The 18,788-nt window shown below is 67.9% G+C and carries 13 protein-coding genes and 8 pseudogenes; 18 read left to right on the top strand and 3 right to left on the bottom strand.

The features are described from left to right. The 3 genes and pseudogenes from GJ632_RS08585 to GJ632_RS08575 form a co-directional block, all read left to right on the top strand. Window positions 1–677: pseudogene (locus GJ632_RS08585) on the top strand (hypothetical protein); the annotation flags it as partial. Window positions 678–721: 44 nt separating this feature from the next. Continuing rightward, window positions 722–880: a hypothetical protein gene (locus GJ632_RS08580; RefSeq protein ID WP_191452690.1), complete on the top strand. Its 159-nt coding sequence runs from the start codon at window positions 722–724 to the stop codon at window positions 878–880. Window positions 881–946: 66 nt separating this feature from the next. Continuing rightward, a complete protein-coding gene (locus tag GJ632_RS08575; RefSeq protein WP_191452689.1) occupies window positions 947–1,465 on the top strand; it encodes an SRPBCC family protein in 519 nt (172 codons plus the stop codon). 37 nt (window positions 1,466–1,502) lie between these two features. On the opposite strand, the gene GJ632_RS08570 is transcribed toward GJ632_RS08575, so the two are convergent. After that, window positions 1,503–2,651: a pyridoxal phosphate-dependent aminotransferase gene (locus tag GJ632_RS08570; protein WP_191452688.1), complete on the bottom strand. Its 1,149-nt coding sequence runs from the start codon at window positions 2,649–2,651 to the stop codon at window positions 1,503–1,505. Beyond that, a complete protein-coding gene (ribH, locus tag GJ632_RS08565; protein ID WP_089805922.1) occupies window positions 2,648–3,052 on the bottom strand; it encodes a 6,7-dimethyl-8-ribityllumazine synthase in 405 nt (134 codons plus the stop codon). Before ribH ends, GJ632_RS08570 begins: the two co-directional genes overlap by 4 nt. Before the next feature lie 241 nt (window positions 3,053–3,293). Here ribH and GJ632_RS08560 point away from each other — a divergent pair. The 14 genes and pseudogenes from GJ632_RS08560 to GJ632_RS08495 all read left to right on the top strand — a co-directional run bounded on the left by GJ632_RS08560 (window position 3,294) and on the right by GJ632_RS08495 (window position 17,699). Then, window positions 3,294–5,144, top strand: a pseudogene (locus GJ632_RS08560) (flippase activity-associated protein Agl23). Between the two features lie 128 nt (window positions 5,145–5,272). Further along, on the top strand, window positions 5,273–6,436 hold the full coding sequence (gene purK / locus GJ632_RS08555; protein WP_191452687.1) for a 5-(carboxyamino)imidazole ribonucleotide synthase: 1,164 nt from the start codon (window positions 5,273–5,275) through the stop codon (window positions 6,434–6,436). 20 nt (window positions 6,437–6,456) lie between these two features. Next, entirely contained in the window at window positions 6,457–7,092 is a 636-nt protein-coding gene (gene purE / locus GJ632_RS08550; RefSeq protein ID WP_191452686.1) for a 5-(carboxyamino)imidazole ribonucleotide mutase, read from the top strand. Between the two features lie 146 nt (window positions 7,093–7,238). Further along, window positions 7,239–7,656, top strand: a pseudogene (locus tag GJ632_RS08545) (NADH-quinone oxidoreductase subunit A). Then, a pseudogene (locus GJ632_RS08540) lies at window positions 7,653–8,362 on the top strand (NADH-quinone oxidoreductase subunit B). The pseudogenes GJ632_RS08545 and GJ632_RS08540 overlap by 4 nt, the downstream one beginning before the upstream one ends. Further along, a pseudogene (locus GJ632_RS08535) lies at window positions 8,359–10,037 on the top strand (NADH-quinone oxidoreductase subunit D). The pseudogenes GJ632_RS08540 and GJ632_RS08535 overlap by 4 nt, the downstream one beginning before the upstream one ends. Further along, window positions 10,037–11,113 carry a complex I subunit 1 family protein gene (locus tag GJ632_RS08530; protein ID WP_191452684.1) on the top strand — a complete coding sequence of 359 codons (1,077 nt, stop codon included), beginning with the start codon at window positions 10,037–10,039 and terminating at the stop codon, window positions 11,111–11,113. Before GJ632_RS08535 ends, GJ632_RS08530 begins: the two are co-directional and overlap by 1 nt. Continuing rightward, window positions 11,110–11,571, top strand: coding sequence for an NADH-quinone oxidoreductase subunit I (locus tag GJ632_RS08525; RefSeq protein WP_008389750.1), 462 nt, complete (start codon window positions 11,110–11,112; stop codon window positions 11,569–11,571). The genes GJ632_RS08530 and GJ632_RS08525 overlap by 4 nt, the downstream gene beginning before the upstream one ends. A gap of 112 nt (window positions 11,572–11,683) precedes the next feature. Beyond that, window positions 11,684–11,944 carry an NADH-quinone oxidoreductase subunit J gene (locus GJ632_RS08520; RefSeq protein WP_191452683.1) on the top strand — a complete coding sequence of 87 codons (261 nt, stop codon included), beginning with the start codon at window positions 11,684–11,686 and terminating at the stop codon, window positions 11,942–11,944. Next, window positions 11,941–12,326 (top strand): annotated as a pseudogene (locus GJ632_RS08515) (NADH-quinone oxidoreductase subunit J). The gene GJ632_RS08520 and the pseudogene GJ632_RS08515 overlap by 4 nt, the downstream one beginning before the upstream one ends. Further along, entirely contained in the window at window positions 12,326–12,628 is a 303-nt protein-coding gene (nuoK, locus tag GJ632_RS08510; protein WP_089805940.1) for an NADH-quinone oxidoreductase subunit NuoK, read from the top strand. The pseudogene GJ632_RS08515 and the gene nuoK overlap by 1 nt, the downstream one beginning before the upstream one ends. Window position 12,629: 1 nt before the next feature. Beyond that, window positions 12,630–14,654, top strand: coding sequence for an NADH-quinone oxidoreductase subunit L (nuoL, locus tag GJ632_RS08505; protein ID WP_191452682.1), 2,025 nt, complete (start codon window positions 12,630–12,632; stop codon window positions 14,652–14,654). Continuing rightward, a pseudogene (locus tag GJ632_RS08500) lies at window positions 14,651–16,179 on the top strand (NuoM family protein). Before nuoL ends, GJ632_RS08500 begins: the two are co-directional and overlap by 4 nt. Then, a complete protein-coding gene (locus GJ632_RS08495; RefSeq protein WP_191452681.1) occupies window positions 16,179–17,699 on the top strand; it encodes an NADH-quinone oxidoreductase subunit N in 1,521 nt (506 codons plus the stop codon). Before GJ632_RS08500 ends, GJ632_RS08495 begins: the two are co-directional and overlap by 1 nt. Before the next feature lie 58 nt (window positions 17,700–17,757). On the opposite strand, the pseudogene GJ632_RS08490 reads toward GJ632_RS08495, so the two are convergent. After that, window positions 17,758–18,155 (bottom strand): annotated as a pseudogene (locus GJ632_RS08490) (hypothetical protein). A 101-nt stretch (window positions 18,156–18,256) separates the two neighbouring features. On the opposite strand from GJ632_RS08490, the gene GJ632_RS08485 reads away from it, so the two are divergent. Then, a partial coding sequence (locus tag GJ632_RS08485) for an NAD(P)-dependent oxidoreductase (RefSeq protein ID WP_197427950.1) occupies window positions 18,257–18,788 on the top strand: 532 nt, incomplete at its 3' end.

Genomic DNA, 18,788 nt, shown 5'->3' with positions numbered 1-18,788 from the left:
GCGACGCCGTCGCCACCGTCCTCGGGGACGGCCGAGTGAGCGTCCGCCGCGGCGACGACAGGCGACTCGCGGACGTGGACGCCCTCCCCGACGCTCGACCCGTCGCCGCCGACGGGCGCGTCGCGGTTCTCGCCGGACGTACCACCGACTACCCGCACGGCGCACTCGGCGACGACGTCGAGGCGGAGTCGGTCGCACTCGTCTCCGCGGCGGGCGAGGAAGTCGCGCGACTGACGCCGCCCGGTGCGGACACCGTCCTCGAAGGCACCGGCCCGATAGCCGCGGACGTGGACGGCGACGGCGAGGCGGAGTTCGTGACGACGGCGGCGGACGCCGCGGACGGCGCGCGAATCGTCGCCCTCGACGCCTCGGGCGACCACCGCGTCGGCCCCGCCGTCGGCGACGGCTTCCGCTGGCGGCACCCCCTCGCCGTCGCGCCGTTCGGGCCGAACGGCGAACTCGAAATCGCCGCCGTGAAGACGCCGCACGTCGGCGGCGTCGCCGAGTTCTACCGCCCCGACTCCGCGGACGACGGCCTCGAACTCGTCGCCGAGTCGGCCGGCGGATACGGCACGCACGCCTTCGGCAGTCGGAACCTCGGCGGCGCCGTCGCCGGGCGCTCGCGGGCGACGACCGGTGGTGTCTGCTCGTCCCGGCGGGGTTCGGCGGCGACCTGACCGTCCTCCGGCGGACCCGCGACGGCGTCGAGTCCGTCGGGGCGGTGTCGCCGCCGGCGGCGCGGACGACGAACCTCGCGGCAGTCGGCGTGAGTGGCGGAGACGACGCTGGCGATGACGGCGGGGGAGATGCGGACAGCCCCGGCGGCGACGTCCACCTCGTCGTCGGGACGGACGACGGACTCGCGGTGTGGACGGGGTAGCTCGGCGCACTCTGTACCGACGCCGGCGAGAGCGACAGCTAATATCTGAGCGCGCGTCTGAACGGTATGGCATCGAGTATCAGAGCGGCGGCGTCGGCGAGCGTCGCGTGCGGCGTCGACGAGGCGTTCGCGTACGTCTCGGACGTCGAAGCGATGGCCGAGTGGGTCGACGGCGTCTCGAACGTGCAGCCGGTGTCCGGTAGCGACGCCAGAGCCGGCACTGACGTCGGCGACGTGTACGAGTACGACTACGCGTACAACGGCCGGACGGCACCGGTCCGGGTGGAGATTACCGCGTGCGAGCGCCCGACGCGCCTCGCGATGCGTTCGCTCTCGGGCCCCTTCCCGTTCGAGAGCGAGATACGACTCGCGGGGGACGGCCGGGAGACGAGACTGACGCACACCGTCGAGTCCGGTGCGGACGGCCGATTCACCGCGGCGGCGTTCACGCTCTTCGGTCCGGTACTGCGTCGACTGGCGGCGCGACGGTTGCAGAGAGAACTGGCTGACCTGACGGCGATACTCGAATCGCGGGGCGCTGACGGGGCGTCGCCCACAGACCCAGAATCCGCCGTCTCGGCGTGAGAACCGGGAGAGCGGGCCGAAACCCGTCGTTTCGGCGTCAGATGTAGTCGTGTTCGGCGAGTCGCTCGACGGCCTCGCGCAGGCGTTCCTCGCTCGCGGCGTAGGAGATGCGGGCGTAGCCGGGCGACCCGAACGCCGACCCGGGGACGGTGGCGACGTGGGCGTCCTCGATTGCGCCCTCGCACCACGTCGTGTCGTCCTCGTCCACGGGGAGCATCATGTAGAACGCCCCGTCGCCGACGGGGACGTCCACGCCGTGTTCGGCGAACAGGTCGGACAGCATGTCCCGGCGTTCGCGGAACGCGTCGCGCATCTCGGTGACGGCCTCGTCGGTGTTCGTCATGGCCTCGATACCCGCGCGCTGGACGAAGTTGACCGCGCAGGAGACCGAGTGCGAGTGGAGTTTCGCCGCCTGCGAGACGAGTTCCTCGGGCGCGTGGAAGTAGCCGAGGCGCCAGCCGGTCATCGAGTACGCCTTCGAGAAGCCGTTGACGGTGACCGTCCGGTCGGCCATCCCGTCGAGCGACGCCAGACTCGTCGGCTCGACGCCGTACGTTATCTGCTGGTATATCTCGTCGGAGATGACCGTCACGTCGTGTTCGACGGCGAGGTCACGGACGCCCTCGAGGGCGGCGTCGGAGTAGACGGCGCCCGTCGGGTTCGACGGCGAGTTGACGACCAGCAGTTCGGTGTCGTCGGAGACGGCCTCTGACAGGTCGTCGAGCGCGGGTTCGAGTTGGAAGTCGTACGGCGCGAGGTCCACGCGGTTCAGCGACCCGTCCGAGAGCTTCGTCATCGCTTCGTAGGACACCCACGCGGGGTCGAGGAGGACGACTTCGTCGCCGTCGTCGATGAGCGACTGGAACGTCTCGAACAGCGCCTGCTTGCCGCCCGGCGTGACGATGACCTCGTCGGCCTCGGCGTCGATGCCGTCGCCGCGCAGTTTCTCGGCGATGACCTCGCGGAGTTCGCGGATGCCGTTCGACGAGGTGTAGCCGGTGTGGCCGGCGTCCATCGCGTCCTTCCCGGCCTCCACGACGTTCTCCGGCGTCGGGAAGTCGGGTTCGCCGACCGAGAGGTCCACCACGTCTACGCCCTGTGCCTCCAGCTCGCTCGCCTTGTTGCTGATGGCGAGAGTCGCGCTGGGTTCGACCCGCTCGACGCGGGCTGCAAAGTCGAAGCTCATGCCAACACCTCTACCATGTCGACCGCCGCGTTTACCGCTTCCGCACCTTTCCCGACGCGCTCTCTCGCCTCGGCACCGCTCTGCCCGGGGCCGGAGACGCCGAACGTGACCGGGACGTCGCGTTCGAGGCTCACGTCGGTGAGCGACTGCGCCGTGGCGTCGCCGATGACCCGGTCGTGCGCGGTGTCGCCGGTGACGATTGCGCCGACGACGGCGACGGCCTCCACGTCCGCGCGGCGGGCGAGCCGGTCCGCGGCCAGCGGCGAGTCGTAGACGCCCGGGACGCGGAGGACCTCCACCACGTCGGCGTCGCGTTCGGCGGCCGCCTCGCGCGCGGCCTCCTCCATCCTGTCGGTGACCGACGAGTTGAACTCGGCGACCACCAGTCCGAGAGTGACCATACCGTCTCGGTGCCTCGCTCCGATAAAAGAACTACCGAAGCGCGCAGGTACGGCCGCGCGGCCGGGCGAACGGGACGCGTCGAGTTGCGAGGACGGAGCGCGTCGGGCCCCGGCGACGGAGCGCGTCGAACCGCAGCGATGGAGCGCGTCCGAGAGGGGGGAGAGCGGGACCGGACGAGTAAGTAAAGCGACCGTATGAGAGACCGTAACCGTTCTAACCACGGGGGCGGTTGGGTGTCACATGAGTTCGGACGACGCCGCCTCCGGGCCGTCCTCAGCGTCCGCGGCGACGGACGGGTCAGTCGCGACCCGTTCGGAGACGGACGCGACGACGCCCACCTCCACGCGAACCACCGTCGCCTACCGGCGCGCTCTCCTCGGCGTACTCGCCATCTCCGCCCTCGCCGTCGGGATGCGACTGGTCGCGCTCGGCGGCCGCATCTTCCACTGGGACGAGGCCGCGTCGGCTACTGGATACTCCGCTACCACGACTCGGGCTACCACGTCTACCGCCCCATCGTCCACGGGCCGTTCCTCCCCGTCGTCAACGACTGGCTGTTCGCGCTCGCGCCGGCGTCGGACTTCCTCGCGCGGTTCCCCGTCGCCCTCGTCGGCGGGCTCCTCCCCCCTCGGCGCGTGGCTGTTCCGCGAACGCCTCTCGAACGTCGAAGTCCTCGCGTTCGCCGGCGTCCTCGCCCTGAATCCGCTCCTCGTCTACTACTCGCGGTTCATGCGCAACGACGTGCTCGTGGCGGCGTTCGCGCTGTTCGCGCTCGGCTTCGTCGTCCGCGGGTTCGACACCGGACGCCTCCGCTACGCCTTCCCGGCGGCGTTCTCGCTGGGGCTCGCGTTCACGACGAAGGAGAACGCCCTCGTCTACGTCCTCTGCTTCCTCGGCGCGGGCGCGCTCTTGGCCGACCACCGCCTCCTGAAGGCGACGGCCCGCGGCACGCCCGCCCGCGACGTGGTGTTCGGTCGCTGGCCCGCCGCCGTCCGCCGGCGCGTGCGGAACCACGACACCGCCGACCGGTCGGGCTGGCTTCGCGTCGGCGGCACTCTCGTCGGCGCGTTCGTCCTGTTCTGGGCCGTCTTCGTCTTCTTCTACGCGCCACGGCCGGACCTCTGGCAGGCGCTCGGCGACCCGAGTCGCCTCCCGGGCGTCGTCGAAGCCGGGTCCGTCGGCTCGGTGGAGAAGTTCCTCGACACGTGGGCCGGTGGCGGCCACCAGGACCACGCCTACCTCCCGTACCTCCACGACCTGCTGGAGACGCTGGTGTACGGCGCGCCCGCCGTCCTCGGCTTCACGCTCGTCGGCGTCGTCGTGGACCGCTACGGGTTCTCCACGGGCGGGACGTACCGCGAACTCGTCGCGTTCGCCACCTACTGGGGACTGGCCTCGCTGGCGGGCTACCCCATCGCCACCGACATTGAGGCGCCGTGGGCCGCCGTCCACGTCGTCCTCCCACTCGCCATCCCCGCCGCCGTCGGCGTCGCGTTCGTCGTGCAGGCCGCCCGGAGCGCACTCGCCTCCGACGACGCCGTCAGCGTCGGCCTCGTCGCCGTCATCGTCATCGCGTCCGTCGGCGGCGTCGCGTTCGCGAACGTCGAGTACTTCAACTCCACGTCGAACGACGACAGGCAGATTCTCCAGTGGGCCCAGCCCGGCAACGACCTGAAGCCGACGATGGGGAAAGTCGGGGCCGTGGCCGAGAGCCACGAGGGGACGGACGTGCTGTTCTTCAGCAGACCGGACCCCGGCAACCCCGACAGGGAACTGTTCTACGTCGAGAACGAGTCCGAACTGTTGCGGCCGCCGCCGCCGGGCGGAACCCACTGGCACGACCGCTTGCCCCTCCCGTGGTACCTCGCGAAGTACGACGCCGAGGTGGCGAGCACGTCCCCGGACGCGCCCGCCGAAGAGGCCCTCGCGGACGCGCCGCCGGTGGTCATCGTCCGCGAGTTCAGCCGCGAGGAGGCGGAGGCGCACCTCGACGGCTACGTCGCCTACGAACACGACTGGCGCCTCCGCAGCGAACACGTCGTGGTCTTCATCGACCGGGCCGCCCTCGAACGGGCGGGCGTCGAACCGTAGCCGCCGCCTCGCCGCCGCCCGCCGTGGACGCATCGTTCCCACACCGCCCCCGCGAACGATACACGGACGTGCGCATTCTCCGGGTCTGTTCGGTAACGTTTATGCAGTAATCTCCACAACCGCCGACCGTGACAGTCACCGTACCCGGTCCCACGCTCGGCGTCGTGGGCGGCGGCCAACTCGGGCGGATGCTCGCCGAGGCGGCCGCGCCCCTCGGCGTCGAGGTGGTCGTCCTCGACCCCACCCCGGACTGCCCCGCCGCGCCGGTCGCGCGCGACCACGTCGTCGGCGACTTCGACGACCCCGAGGCGTTCCGCGAACTCGCCGCGCGGACGGACGCGCTCACGTTCGAGATAGAACTCGCCGACTCCGACCTGCTGGACGAGGTGGCCGACGAGTACGGTCTCACGGTCAACCCCGCGCCCGAGACGCTCTCGCTCATCGAGGACAAACTCGTCCAGAAGGAAGCGCTCGCCGACGCCGGCGTCCCCGTCCCGCCGTTCCGCCGCGTGGACGACGCGGACGACCTGCGCGACGCCCTCGACGAGTTCGGCGCGGTGATGCTGAAGGCGCGAACCGGCGGCTACGACGGCCGCGGCAACGTCCCCGTCCGCGACGAGAGCGAGGTCGAAGAGGCCCTCGACGCGTCGGCGGCCCGGCGATGGCCGAGGCGTTCGTCGACTTCGCGCGCGAACTGTCGGTCATCGCGGTGCAGGGCGACGGCGAAGTGCGGACGTCCGGTGGGCGAGAACGTCCACGAGGCGGAGATTCTGCGCGAGACGGTCGTCCCCGCCCGGACGACGGACGCGGTCCGCGCGCGCGCCGACGAGGTGGCCCGCGACGTGCTCTCGGTGCTGGACGGCCGGGGGGTGTTCGGCGTCGAACTGTTCGAGACGCCCGACGGCGACGTCTCGGTGAACGAGATAGCGCCGCGCCCGCACAACTCGGGTCACTGGACCATCGAGGGCGCGCGCACCTCGCAGTTCGAACAGCACGTCCGCGCGGTCCTCGGGTGGCCCCTCGGGTCCACCGCGCGCCGGGCGCCGACCGCGATGGCGAACGTCCTCGGCACCGTCGAGGAGACGCGCCCGGCGACGCTGGGCAACGTCGAGTCCGTCCTCGCCGCCGAGGAGGCGTCGCTGCACTGGTACGGCAAGGACGACGTGCGCCCCCTGCGGAAGATGGGCCACCTGACGCTGACGGGCGCGGACGGGGCGGCCGACGACGAGGCCGACGTGGACGGACTGCTGGCGCGGGCGCGGGACCTGCGCGACGGACTGACGTTCGACTGACGACGACGCTCGGAGCTACCATGACAGACGACACAGACGACGTGACCGTCGAATCGCTCATCGACCGACTCCGCGCCGAGGCCGAGGCCGACGCGGACCCCGAGACGACGCCGGACGTGGGCGTCATCATGGGGTCGGACTCGGACCTCGACGTGATGCGCGGCGCGCACGAGGCCCTCGACGAACTCGGCTTCGCCGAGCAGACCGACTTCCACGACGCCCCCGACGCGCGCTTCACCTACGAGACGTACGTCGTCTCCGCGCACCGGACGCCCGACCTGATGTACGCCTACGGCGAGACGGCGGCGGAGCGAGGCCTCGACGTGATAATCGCCGGGGCGGGCGGCAAGTCCGCCGACCTGCCGAACATGACCGCCTCCATCGCGTACCCGCTCCCGGTGGTCGGCGTTCCGGTGCAGGAGAAGTCCGTCGACTCGGTCATCGGTATGCCGACGGGCGCGCCCATCGTCGCCGTGGACGCGGGCAAGTCGTTCAACGCCGCCCTCTCGGCGGTGCAGATGCTCGCGCGCGAACACGAGGTGCTGGAGGACCGACTCGTGGCGTACCACGAGTCGCTGACGGGCGGCGTCGCGCGCGACTCGCGTGACCTGCACGACATGGGCGTCGCGGGGTACGTCGCGTCCCGCGAGGAGTAACACTCGCGGCGGTTGAAAGTCGCTCGCAGGAGAATTTTACGGTCTTCGGTGATTTCCGGATAGTTACCCGGTATAACCGCCGGACGCACACAAATCAACGCTTATAGGGGGCCGCTTCTAACCGGGGAACGTCAGGAGACTACGGAATGAGCGAATGGATCGCAATCGGTGCGTTGGCCGTCGTCGCAGTCGGCATCCCGCTCGGGATGATGGCTGTCTCGGCGATTCTACGGCCAAGCGTGCCGGAACAGGGAAAAAGTGCCACGTACGAGAGCGGTGAGATACCGACGGGTTCGGCGCGCGTCCAGTTCAATATCCAGTACTACATGGTCGCGCTGCTGTTCGTCGTGTTCGACATCGAAACCGTGCTCATCTTCCCCGTGGACCGTCATCTACCGGTCCGCGCTGAGCCAGGGTGCGAGTCTGACGGAGGTCCTGCTGCCGATGCTCGTTTTCATCGGCGTGCTGGTCGTCGGCCTCGCCTGGGCGTGGCGCAACGGCGCCGTCGAGTGGGTCAAAAGCCCGCTGGCGAAGCGTCGGAAGACAGAGAGACAAGACGCATGAGTAGCGAACAGAACCAACCATTTGTCACGGACGACACACAGGTACAGACCAAGACCCGCGACGCCGGATGACGGGGTCGGGGACGGACAACCGGTTCAACTCCAAGCTTCGCGAGGCGTTCGGCTCCTCGCCGTTCATCCTCACGAAGTTCGACAACTTCATGAACTGGGTCCGCGGGTCCTCGATGTTCATGCTGCAGTTCGGTATCGCGTGCTGCAGCATCGAGATGATGCACACCTACTCGGTGAAACACGACCTCGACCGGTTCCACGCCGGGGTCCCGCGCGCGTCGCCGCGACAGGCGGACGTCATCATCGTGCCGGGGACCATCGTCTCGAAGTTCGCGCCGCGCATGAAGCGCGTGTACGACCAGATGCCCGAGCCGAAGTTCGTCATCGGCATGGGTTCGTGCACCATCTCGGGCGGCCCGTTCCAGGAGGGGTACAACGTCATCAAGGGCGCCGAGGAGGTCATCCCGGTGGACATCCACGTCCCGGGCTGTCCCCCGCGCCCCGAGGCACTCGTCTACGGCGTCGCCAAACTGCAACAGCGCATCGCGCAGGGCGAGTCGAGTCCGGTGACGGTCAAGCCGTACGAACTGGAGCAGTTCGGGGACCTCGAACAGGACGAACTCATCGACCACCTCGCGGACCAGATCGACGAGGACGACCTGGTCATGCGGTACAACTGGGCTGATTCGCCATGAGCTTAGAGGAACGACGCGACCAGGACGAACGCACCGACGTCCCGGTGACCAAGCCGACGACGGCCGAAGAGATAGCCGACCTGCTCGGTGACCTCGTCATCGGGCGCGAACAGCACATGAACGCACCCGGGTTCGTCATCCGACCCGACGACGTTCAGGAGACGCTGTTCCGCCTGCGCGACGAGGCCGGGTTCGACCACCTGTCGAACGTCACCGCCGAGGAACGCGAGGACCGGTACGAGACCATCTACCACCTCACGAGCTACGACGACCGGACGCGCGAGGTCAGCGTCGTCGTCCCGGCGGCGAAGGACGCCCCGGTCAGTCAGTCGGCCGCCCCCGTGTTCGACACCGCGGACTGGCACGAACGCGAGGCGTACGACCTGATCGGCATCCAGTACGAGGGCCACCCGGACCCGCGCCGCATCCTCCTGCCGGACACGTGGCAAGGGCACCCGCTGTCGATGAACTACGATCAGGACCGGCCGCAGATAGTCACGCTCAAAGAGTGGGCGAACCCGCTCGAGGGCGACAAGCGGAGCGAGGAGGGCGACACGATGTACCTCAACATCGGGCCGCACCACCCCGCGACGCACGGCGTCCTCCACGTGCGGACGGTCCTCGACGCGAACAGGTCGCCGACGTGGACCCGGACATCGGCTACCTCCACCGCTGTGAGGAGCAGATGTGCCAGACGAAGACGTACCGCCACCAGATCATGCCGTACCCCGACCGCTGGGACTACGGCTCCTCCGGTCTCCTCAACGAGTGGGCGTACGCCCGCGCGGCCGAGGACCTCAACGACATCGACGTCCCCGAGTACGCGCAGATCATCCGGACGATGGGCGCGGAACTGTGCCGCATCGCCTCGCACATGCTGGCGCTCGGGACGTTCGCGCTCGACATCTACGGCGACTTCACGGCCATCTTCATGTACGCCATGCGCGACCGGGAGATCATCCAGAACATCCTGGAGGACCTCACGGGCCAGCGCATGATGTTCAACTACTTCCGCCTCGGCGGCGTCGTCTGGGACCTGCCCGAACCGCGCGAGGAGTTCTTCGAGAAAATCCGCGACTTCCTCGACGACCTGCCGGAGGCGCTCGAGGAGTACCACGACATGATCACCTCGAACGAGATTCTGCAGGTCCGGACCATCGACACGGGCGTCCTGCCGCCGGAGGTCGCCAAGTCGTACGGTGCGACCGGTCCCGTCGCGCGCGGGTCGGGCATCGACTACGACCTGCGCCGCGACGACTCCTACGGCTACTACGACGAACTCGACTGGGACGTCGTCACCGAGGACGGCTGTGACAACTTCAGCCGCCTCCTCGTTCGCATGCGCGAGGTCGAGGAGTCCGCGAAGATCATCCAGCAGTGCGTGGACCTGCTGGAGGACTGGCCCGAGGACGAGCGCACCATCCAGTCGAACGTCCCGCGGACCCTGCGTCCCGAGGACGACACCGAAATCTACCGCGCCGTCGAGGGCGCGAAGGGCGAACTGGGAATCTACATCCGCGCCGACGGCACCGACAAGCCCGGCCGGTTCAAGATTCGCAGTCCGTGCTTCTCGAACCTCCAGACGCTCGGCGAGATGTCCAACGGTGAGTACATCCCGGACCTCATCGCCTCCCTCGGGAGCCTCGACATCATCCTCGGCGAGGTGGACCGGTGATGGTGCCGCTGCCGTTACAGTCCGGCGGAGGCGGCCCGACGCTGCTGCCGGAGACGATCGCCAACCTGCTCGGCCTCTCCGGAACGGTGGGTCAGATAGTCGGCGGTCTGCTCGGCGCCTTTCTCATCGCCAACATCCTGCTGCTGCAGACGGCCGTCGCCGGCCCGTGGGCCAAGCGGAAGATAACCGCCGCGTTCACGGACCGCATCTCGGTCAACCGCGTCGGTCCGTTCGGCCTGCTCACCATCGTGGTGGACGCCGTTCGCCTGCTCTCGAAGGAACTCGTCATCCCCGACCAGGTCGACCGACCGGCGTACGACCTCGGACCGCTTCTCATCCCGTTCTCGGCGCTGCTGGGCTTCGCCGTCATCCCCATGGGGAACGGCATCCACCTCGCCGACCCCGAGACGGGGCTCGCGTTCGCGTTCGCCGCGTCCTCCATCGCCTCGCTCGGACTGGTGATGATGGGGTACGGGTCGAACAACAAGTACTCGCTGCTCGGCGGCCTCCGCGCCATCGCGGCGAACCTCGCCTACGAGATTCCGCTCGTCATCACGGGCGCGTCGGTGGTCATCTTCACCGGTTCGCTCCAGATGAGCGAAATCGTCGCCGCGCAGGCTGAGCCGCTTCTCACCGTCGCGGGCGTGACGATTCCGCAGTGGTTCGCGTTCGTCAACCCGTTCGCGTTCGCGCTGTTCGTTCTGGCGAACCTCGCCGAAGTCGGCCGGAACCCGTTCGACATCCCCGAGGCGCCGACCGAAATCGTCGCCGGATACCAGACGGAGTACTCCTCGGTGTACTTCGTCCTCATCTACCTCGGCGAGTTCGTCCACATCTTCTTCGGCGGCGCCATCGCGGCGACGCTGTTCCTCGGCGGTCCCGCCGGGCCGATTCTGCCGGGATTCGTCTGGTTCCTCGTGAAGATATGGGCGTTCTACTTCTTCACGCAGTGGATGCGCTCTGCGATTCCGCGGCTCCGAGTGGACCAGTTCCTCGACGTCGGCTGGAAGGGGATGCTCGTCCTCTCGTTCGCTAACCTGGTGCTCACGGCCATCATCGTGGGAGTGATAGCATGATCGGACTGCTCAAATCCATGGCGACGACGATGAAGCACGCGCTGGACGGCGAGACGTTCACGGTGGAGTATCCGGACGTCGCGCCCGAAGTGAGTCCCCGGTTCCGCGGGGTCCACAAGTTCAGTCAGGAACGCTGCATCTGGTGCCGCCAGTGCGAGAACGTCTGTCCGAACGACACGATTCAGATCGTGCAGGACGACCAGCGCAACGGCGAGCAGTACAACCTCCACATCGGACAGTGCATCTACTGCCGCCTGTGCGAGGAGGTCTGTCCGGTGGACGCGATTCTGCTGACGCAGAACTTCGAGTTCACCGCCGACACGAAAGACGAGTTCGTCTACAACAAAGAACAGTTGAAGAACGTCCCGTGGTACAAGGACATCGACCCGCTGAACTCCCGAGAACCCGACCGCGACGCGTGGATCGGCGAGGGAGACGGCGAAGTCGACTACCAGTGAGGTGACGCACGGGAGTGGACGAACCGCTCGGTCGTCCGCGGCGGGGTCGAGACGACTCGGCCGCCGGACGTTCTCGAAATGTTCAAAGGGATACCTCAAGGAGACACACACAATGGTTTATGAAACCATCGCGTTCGCGCTGTTCGCCCTCGTGACCGTGGGCTGCAGCCTGGGCGTCGTCCTCGTGCGGGACGTCTGGCATTCCGCACTCCTGCTCGGGGGCGCGCTCTTGAGCGTCGCGGTGCACTACGTGATGCTGCAAGCGGAGTTTCTCGCCGCGATGCAGATCCTCGTCTACGTGGGCGGGGTGTTGATTCTCGTCACGTTCGCCGTGATGCTGACGCACGTACGACCGGAGGGGAGTAGCACATGACAACCAAACCGGAGCTGAATCTCGGTTCGCATCTCGTACCGGGACTCGCGGCCGTCGCGCTGTTCGTGGTGATGGTGGCGGCGTTCCTCAGCGCGTCGCTTCCGGACCCGACGGGGTTCGCGCCGACGCGAACATCACTGCCAGCATCGGCTACGCGATGTTCAACCTCGACTTCGGCGACGTGGCCTCGGAGAGCTTCCTCGTCGCCTTCATCGTCATCGCGGTGGCGCTGGACGTGGCACTCGACGGTGCGGTTCTGCTGGCGCGGCGCGAATCCAGCGAACCAGGCAGCACCGAAGGCGGGCTGGTCTCGGACGGCGGGCGGCGACTGAAGCAGACGCTCACCGGGTCCGGAGACGACGAGACGGAGGGTGAGAACTGATGGTTCCACCGGAGTACTACCTGGTGCTCTCGGCGGCCATCTTCTGCATCGGCCTGTTCGGCATCCTGACGCGGCGGAACGCGCTGCTGTTCCTGATGTCGGTCGAGCTGATGCTGAACGCTGCCAACATCAACCTCGTCGCGTTCTCCTACGTCTGGGGGAACGTCACCGGCCAGACGTTCGCGCTGTTCACGATGGCGCTCGCGGCCGCGGAGGTCGCGATCGGACTCGGTATCATCATGGTGTTGTACCGTAACTTCGGCGGCGTCGACGTCACCGACGCGACGACGATGAAGTGGTAAGATGGCAGGGATATTTGACTTCACTCCGGCGATCGTACTGCTACCGTTCGTCTCGTTCCTGGTCGCCCTGTTCGCGGGCAAGTACATGCCCAAGGGCGGCGCGTTCGCCGGCATCGTCGCGACGGCGGGGTCGTTCCTCCTGTCCATCGCGACGTTCTTCACGGTGAGCGGGGGACAGACGTACAACCAGACCATCTACACGTGGGCCAACGGGCTCGACGGGGCCGTCACGCTGACGTTCGGCCTGCTCATCGACCCGCTGTCGGCGATGATGCTCATCATCGTGACGCTCATCGCCCTGCTCGTCCACGTGTTCAGTCTCGGCTACATGAACGACGAGGGCGAGACGGGCCTGCCGCGCTACTACGCCGGCCTCGGCCTGTTCACCGCCTCCATGCTCGGGTTCGTCGTCGCCGACAACCTGCTCATGGCGTTCATGTTCTTCGAGCTGGTGGGCCTCTGCTCGTACCTGCTCATCGGCTTCTGGTTCCGCGAACCCGGCCCGCCGTCGGCGGCGAAGAAGGCGTTCCTCGTCACCCGCTTCGGTGACTACTTCTTCCTCGTCGGCGTCGTCGCCGTCTTCGCGACGTTCGGGACGGCGGCGTTCGCCGGGTCCGAGTCGTTCCCGCACCTCGCCGAACAGGCGCTCGCGGGCGAACACTCGGTGAACACGTTCGGCTTCGCGCCGGAGACGTGGTTCACCATCGTCGGCCTCCTCGTCCTCGGCGGCGTCGTCGGGAAGTCCGCACAGTTCCCGCTGCACACGTGGCTGCCCGACGCGATGGAGGGCCCGACGCCCGTCTCCGCGCTCATCCACGCCGCGACGATGGTCGCCGCCGGCGTCTACCTCGTCGCGCGGATGTACGGCTTCTACGCGCTGTCGCCGACGGCGCTGGCCATCATCGCCCTCATCGGCGGATTCACGGCCCTGTTCGCGGCGACGATGGGCGTTGTCAAGCGCGAGATAAAGCAGGTGCTGGCGTACTCGACCATCTCGCAGTACGGCTACATGATGCTCGGACTGGGCGCCGGTGGCTACGTCGCGGCGACGTTCCACCTCATGACGCACGCGTTCTTCAAGGCGCTCCTGTTCCTCGGTGCCGGGTCGGTCATCATCGCGATGCACCACAACGAGAACATGTGGGACATGGGCGGCCTGAAGGACGAGATGCCCGTGACCTACTACACGTTCCTCTCGGGGTCGCTGGCGCTGGCCGGCATCTTCCCGTTCGCCGGCTTCTGGTCGAAGGACGAGGTGCTGTACGAGACGCTCATCCACGGACTGGGCGGCAGCCCCATCCTGCTGGTCGCCTACGCGATGGGCCTGCTCGCCGTCTTCTTCACCGGGTTCTACACGTTCCGGATGGTGCTTCTCACCTTCCACGGCGAACCGCGGACGGAGACGGCCCGAGACCCGCACGGCGTCCGCTGGAACGTGAAGGGACCGCTCGCCGTCCTCGGCGTCCTCGCCGCGACGGCCGGCGTCGTCAACATGGTGCCCGTCGAGAAGCTCCTCGGCATCAAGGGCATCGACTTCCTGCACCAGTGGCTCGACGGGAGCCTCGAAGGGCTGAACGCGCACCACTACGGTGAGCTGCTCCCGTACAGTTCCGCCTACATCGGCGGCGGCGAGACGGCGACGGTGGCCATCGGGGCCGCCGTCTCGCTCGGCCTCGCCCTCGCCGGCGCGGGACTCGCCTACTTCCTGTACCGCGGCCCCGAGCCGACGGAACACACCGACAAGCTCGGCGGTATCAAGACGCTGCTCTACAACAACTACTACCAGGACGAGTACCAGGTGTGGCTGGCCAACAGCGTCGTTCGCCCCATCTCGCGCGGGGCGGACAAGTTCGACCAGGGCGTCGTCGACGGCGTCGTCAACGGCGTCTCCAGCGTCAGCCTGTTCTCGGGGAGCCGGGTCCGCCGCCTCCAGTCGGGCGTCGTGAGTAACTACGCGATGCTCCTCACGCTGGGGCTGACGGCCCTGCTTCTCGGCTTCGGTCTGCTCGGAGGGTGGTTCGCATGATAATAGAAGCGCTCATCGCCGCGACGTTCGTCGCCGCGCTGGTCGTGTTCGTCGCTCCCGACGAGTACGCCGGCCGGCTGGCGGCCGCGCTCAGTCTGGTCCCGGTTCTCGGGAGCCTCTGGATGTGGGCACAGTACGACGCGAGCGGGAACGCCCTTCTGGGCGGGTCCATCGCGTTCGAGACGGACTTCGTCTGGCTCGCGCTGGGCGGACTCGACGTGCACTGGTTCGTGGGCGTCGACGGCATCAGCCTCCCGCTCGTCGTCCTCACGACGATTCTCACGACGCTGGCGATCGTCAGCGCGTGGACGCCCATCGACGTGCGGCAGTCGCAGTTCTTCGGCCTGATGCTGTTCATGGAGGCGAACCTCATCGGCGTGTTCACCGCGCTGGACTTCTTCGTCTGGTTCATCTTCTGGGAGGCCGTGCTGGTGCCGATGTACTTCCTCATCGGCGTCTGGGGCGGCGCCCGCCGCAAGTACGCGGCTATCAAGTTCTTCGTCTACACGAACATCGCGTCGCTCGTGATGTTCATCGGCTTCATCGCGCTCGTGTTCGGCCTCGGCGACTCCGTGTCGTCGCTGCGCCTGCCCGAAATCGCGATGGCCTTGCGGGGCGGCGAACTCGGGAGCTTCGCGGGGCTGAACGCCGAGACGCTGAAGCTCGTCGCCTTCGTGGCGATGTTCGTCGCTTCGCCGTGAAGGTGCCCGTCGCGCCGCTTCACACGTGGCTGCCGGACGCTCACGTCGAAGCCCCGACGCCGGCGTCCGTGATGCTGGCCGGCGTCCTCCTGAAGATGGGGACGTACGCGCTGCTGCGGTTCAACTTCACGATGATGCCGGACGTGGCGAAGGCGCTCGTCGTCCCCATCGCGGTCATCGCGGTCATCAGCGTCATCTACGGCGCGGTGCTCGCGTTGGCCCAGCAGGACCTCAAGCGCATCGTCGCCTACTCGTCCGTGTCGTCGATGGGCTACGTCATCCTCGGACTCGTCGCGTACACGACGTACGGCGTCGGCGGCGCGACGTTCCAGATGGTCGCACACGGCCTCATCTCCGGACTGATGTTCATGGCCGTCGGCGTCATCTACAACACGACGCACACGCGGATGGTCGGCGACATGTCGGGCATGGCCGACCGGATGCCCGTCACCGCGGGCATCTTCGTGGCGGGCGCGTTCGGCTACATGGGGCTACCCCTGATGGCCGGCTTCGCCGGGGAGTTCTTCATCTTCCAGGGCGCGTTCGCCTCCACCGTCCACTCCGCGATGCCGCTGTTCACGGCGGCGGCGATGTTCGGCATCGTCATCGTCGCGGGCTACCTGCTGTTCGCGATGCAGCGCACGCTGTTCGGGCCGTTCCGGTTCGACGGCGACTACGAGGTCACCGAGGCGCCCGTCCACGACGTGGCGCCGCTTGCGGTGCTCCTCCTCCTCGTCATCGTCCTCGGCGTGGCGCCGGACCTGTTCTTCCAGATGATTCAACAGGCAGTTAATCCGATTCTCGAGACGGGAGGTGGCGTCTGATGGTCGACGCAGTCGCGCTCCAGTCCGGTGCGCTCCCCGACTGGACGGCCGTCGCTCCGGCGCTCATCCTCGCGCTGACGGGCCTCCTGTTGCTCGTCATCGACAGCATCAAGCCCGGCGAGTCGGAGAACAGCGCGCTCTTGGCGTCGGTCGCGACGGCGGGGTCGCTGTTCGCGTTCGGCGTGGCCGGCTGGTTCCTCATCCAGGGGACCGGACAGGCCCGGACGGGCGGTGCCATCACGCTGTACGGTGACGCCCTCGTCGTCGACGGGATGAGCCTGTTCTTCACGCTCATCTTCACCATCGTCGCGGCGATGGTCTCCATCGCCTCGCTCGACTACCTCGCCGACCAGCAGTATCAGGGCGAGTTCTACTCGCTGGTGGTGTTCGCCGCCACCGGCATGACGCTGATGTCGATGTCGAACTCGCTGGCGACGGCGTTCGTCAGCCTCGAACTCGCGTCGCTGCCGTCGTACGCCCTCGTGGCGTTCCTGAAGAAGAACAGAGGCAGCGTCGAGGCGGGCCTGAAGTACTTCCTCATCGGCGCGCTCTCCTCGGCGGTGTTCGCGTTCGGTATCAGTCTCGTGTACGCCGCCACCGGCTCGCTGCTGCTCCCGGAAATCGCGGCGGCCGTCGGCGGTGCGAGCGAGATGGCCGGCGTCCTCGGTATCGGCGTGCTGATGCTCCTCGGCGGCTTCGCGTTCAAGACGGCCTCCGTCCCGTTCCACTTCTGGGCGCCGGAGGCGTACGAGGGCGCGCCCGCGCCCGTCTCGGCGTTCCTCTCGTCGGCCTCGAAGGCCGCCGGGTTCGCCATCGCGTTCCGCGTCTTCGTCGAGGCGTTCCCGCTGGGTCAACTCCCCGCGGGCGTCGAGTGGGTCGTCGCGTTCCAGATACTCGCCGTCGTCACGATGACGCTCGGGAACTTCGCCGCGGCCACGCAGGAGAACGTCAAGCGCATGCTGGCGTACTCCTCCATCGGTCACGCGGGCTACGCGCTCATCGGTCTCGCGGCCCTCACGGCCAACGGACCGAACGGCGACGTCCTCGGCGCGTCGATGGCGCACCTCATGGTGTACGGCTTCATGAACACCGGCGCGTTCCTGTTCGTCGCGCTGGTCGAACACTGGGGCGTCGGCAAGACGTTCGAGGACTACAACGGCCTCGGCGCCCGCGCGCCGATGGCGAGCGTCGCCATGAGCGTGTTCATGTTCAGCCTCGCCGGCCTGCCACCGTTCGGCGGCTTCTTCTCGAAGTACGCCCTGTTCTACTCGGCCATCGAGTCCGGGTTCTGGTGGCTCGCCGCCGTCGGCGCGATAAACAGCGCGCTGTCGCTGTTCTACTACAGTCGCGTCGTCAAGGCGCTGTGGATAGAGGACGCGTCGCCGACGCTCGAACTCGGGTCGAAACCGGTCGGGCTGTACACGGCCGTCATCTTCGCCGCCGTCGGGACGCTGCTTCTGCTCCCGGCGTTCCAGCCCGTCATCGAGACGGCACAGACCGTCGCCACCGCGCTGTTCTGAGCGCGGCCGGCGAACGATTTCGTTCGGTTCGCGGTCCGTTCTCCCGTTCGCGTTCGTCTTACGCCGTCTCCGAAATCGGCTCGGCGAGGAGTTCGCTGAGCGCGCTCGCGACTTCCTCGGAGTGTCGCTCCGTGATGCTGTCCGTCGTGACGAACACGCCGTGTTGGTTCCGCGTGACTCGCGTCATGTAACCGTTCTCGACGCCCGCACCGTGTACTCGTAGTTGCCGAGTTCCGACCCTCGGTACGCCCGCGCGGCGCGGAACCCGTCCGTCTCGTGCTCGACGAACCCGGCCAGGTCGGCGTCGGATTCGAGGTCAGACCGGAGATAGATCTGTTGGAATCTGGTGGGAGTGAAGTAGGTGATACTCCTGAGACTGTCTCCGACGGCCGTCCGGCAGGCGGCCCGAATCGACTCGGACAGGTCGGACGACACGAGGTCAGGGTCGGCATCCATGACGTGCGTTACCACACGTGCGTCGGGCATAATTCCATCGCCGGACGAGGGCCGAACCACAGGACGGTAGGGTTTTGCCGGGCGGGGCCGACAGACGAGGTATGCAACGGCGGTTGGTCCTCGGGTGCGGGTCGGCCGCGGAACGGGCCGTCGAACGGTTGGCCGAGTGGCCCGGCGAGTTGACCGTCCTCTCCCGGCGGACGGACGTCGTCGACTCGTTCCGAGAGAACGGCGTCGCCGCCGAACGGTGCGTGCCCGACGAGGAGGAGGAGTACCCCGACGCGGTGGACGTGGTGTTCGTCGCCAGCGACGACGCGGCCACGAACCTCGACGCCGCACGTTCGGCGCGGGCGCGGTTCCCCGACGCCTACGTCGTCGCCTACGTCGGCAGCGACGCCGACGCCGACACGCGGGCCGAACTCACGGCCGCCGCGGACCGACTCGTGGACGCGCGGACGATTCTCGTGGACCGACTCGGCGAACTGACCGAGGGGACGGCGGCCGACCGACTCCACCGACTGTTCCGCATCCTCAAGAGCCTGAACGGCCCGCTCGCCGTCGTCATGCACGACAACCCCGACCCGGACGCCATCGCGAGCGCCCTCGCCCTCGTCCGAATCGCAGAGAGCGTCG

The sequence above is a fragment of the Halogeometricum sp. CBA1124 genome (assembly GCF_009741955.1).
Taxonomy (GTDB): domain Archaea; phylum Halobacteriota; class Halobacteria; order Halobacteriales; family Haloferacaceae; genus Halogeometricum; species Halogeometricum rufum.
This window is presented reverse-complemented; position numbering and strand designations above follow the sequence as displayed.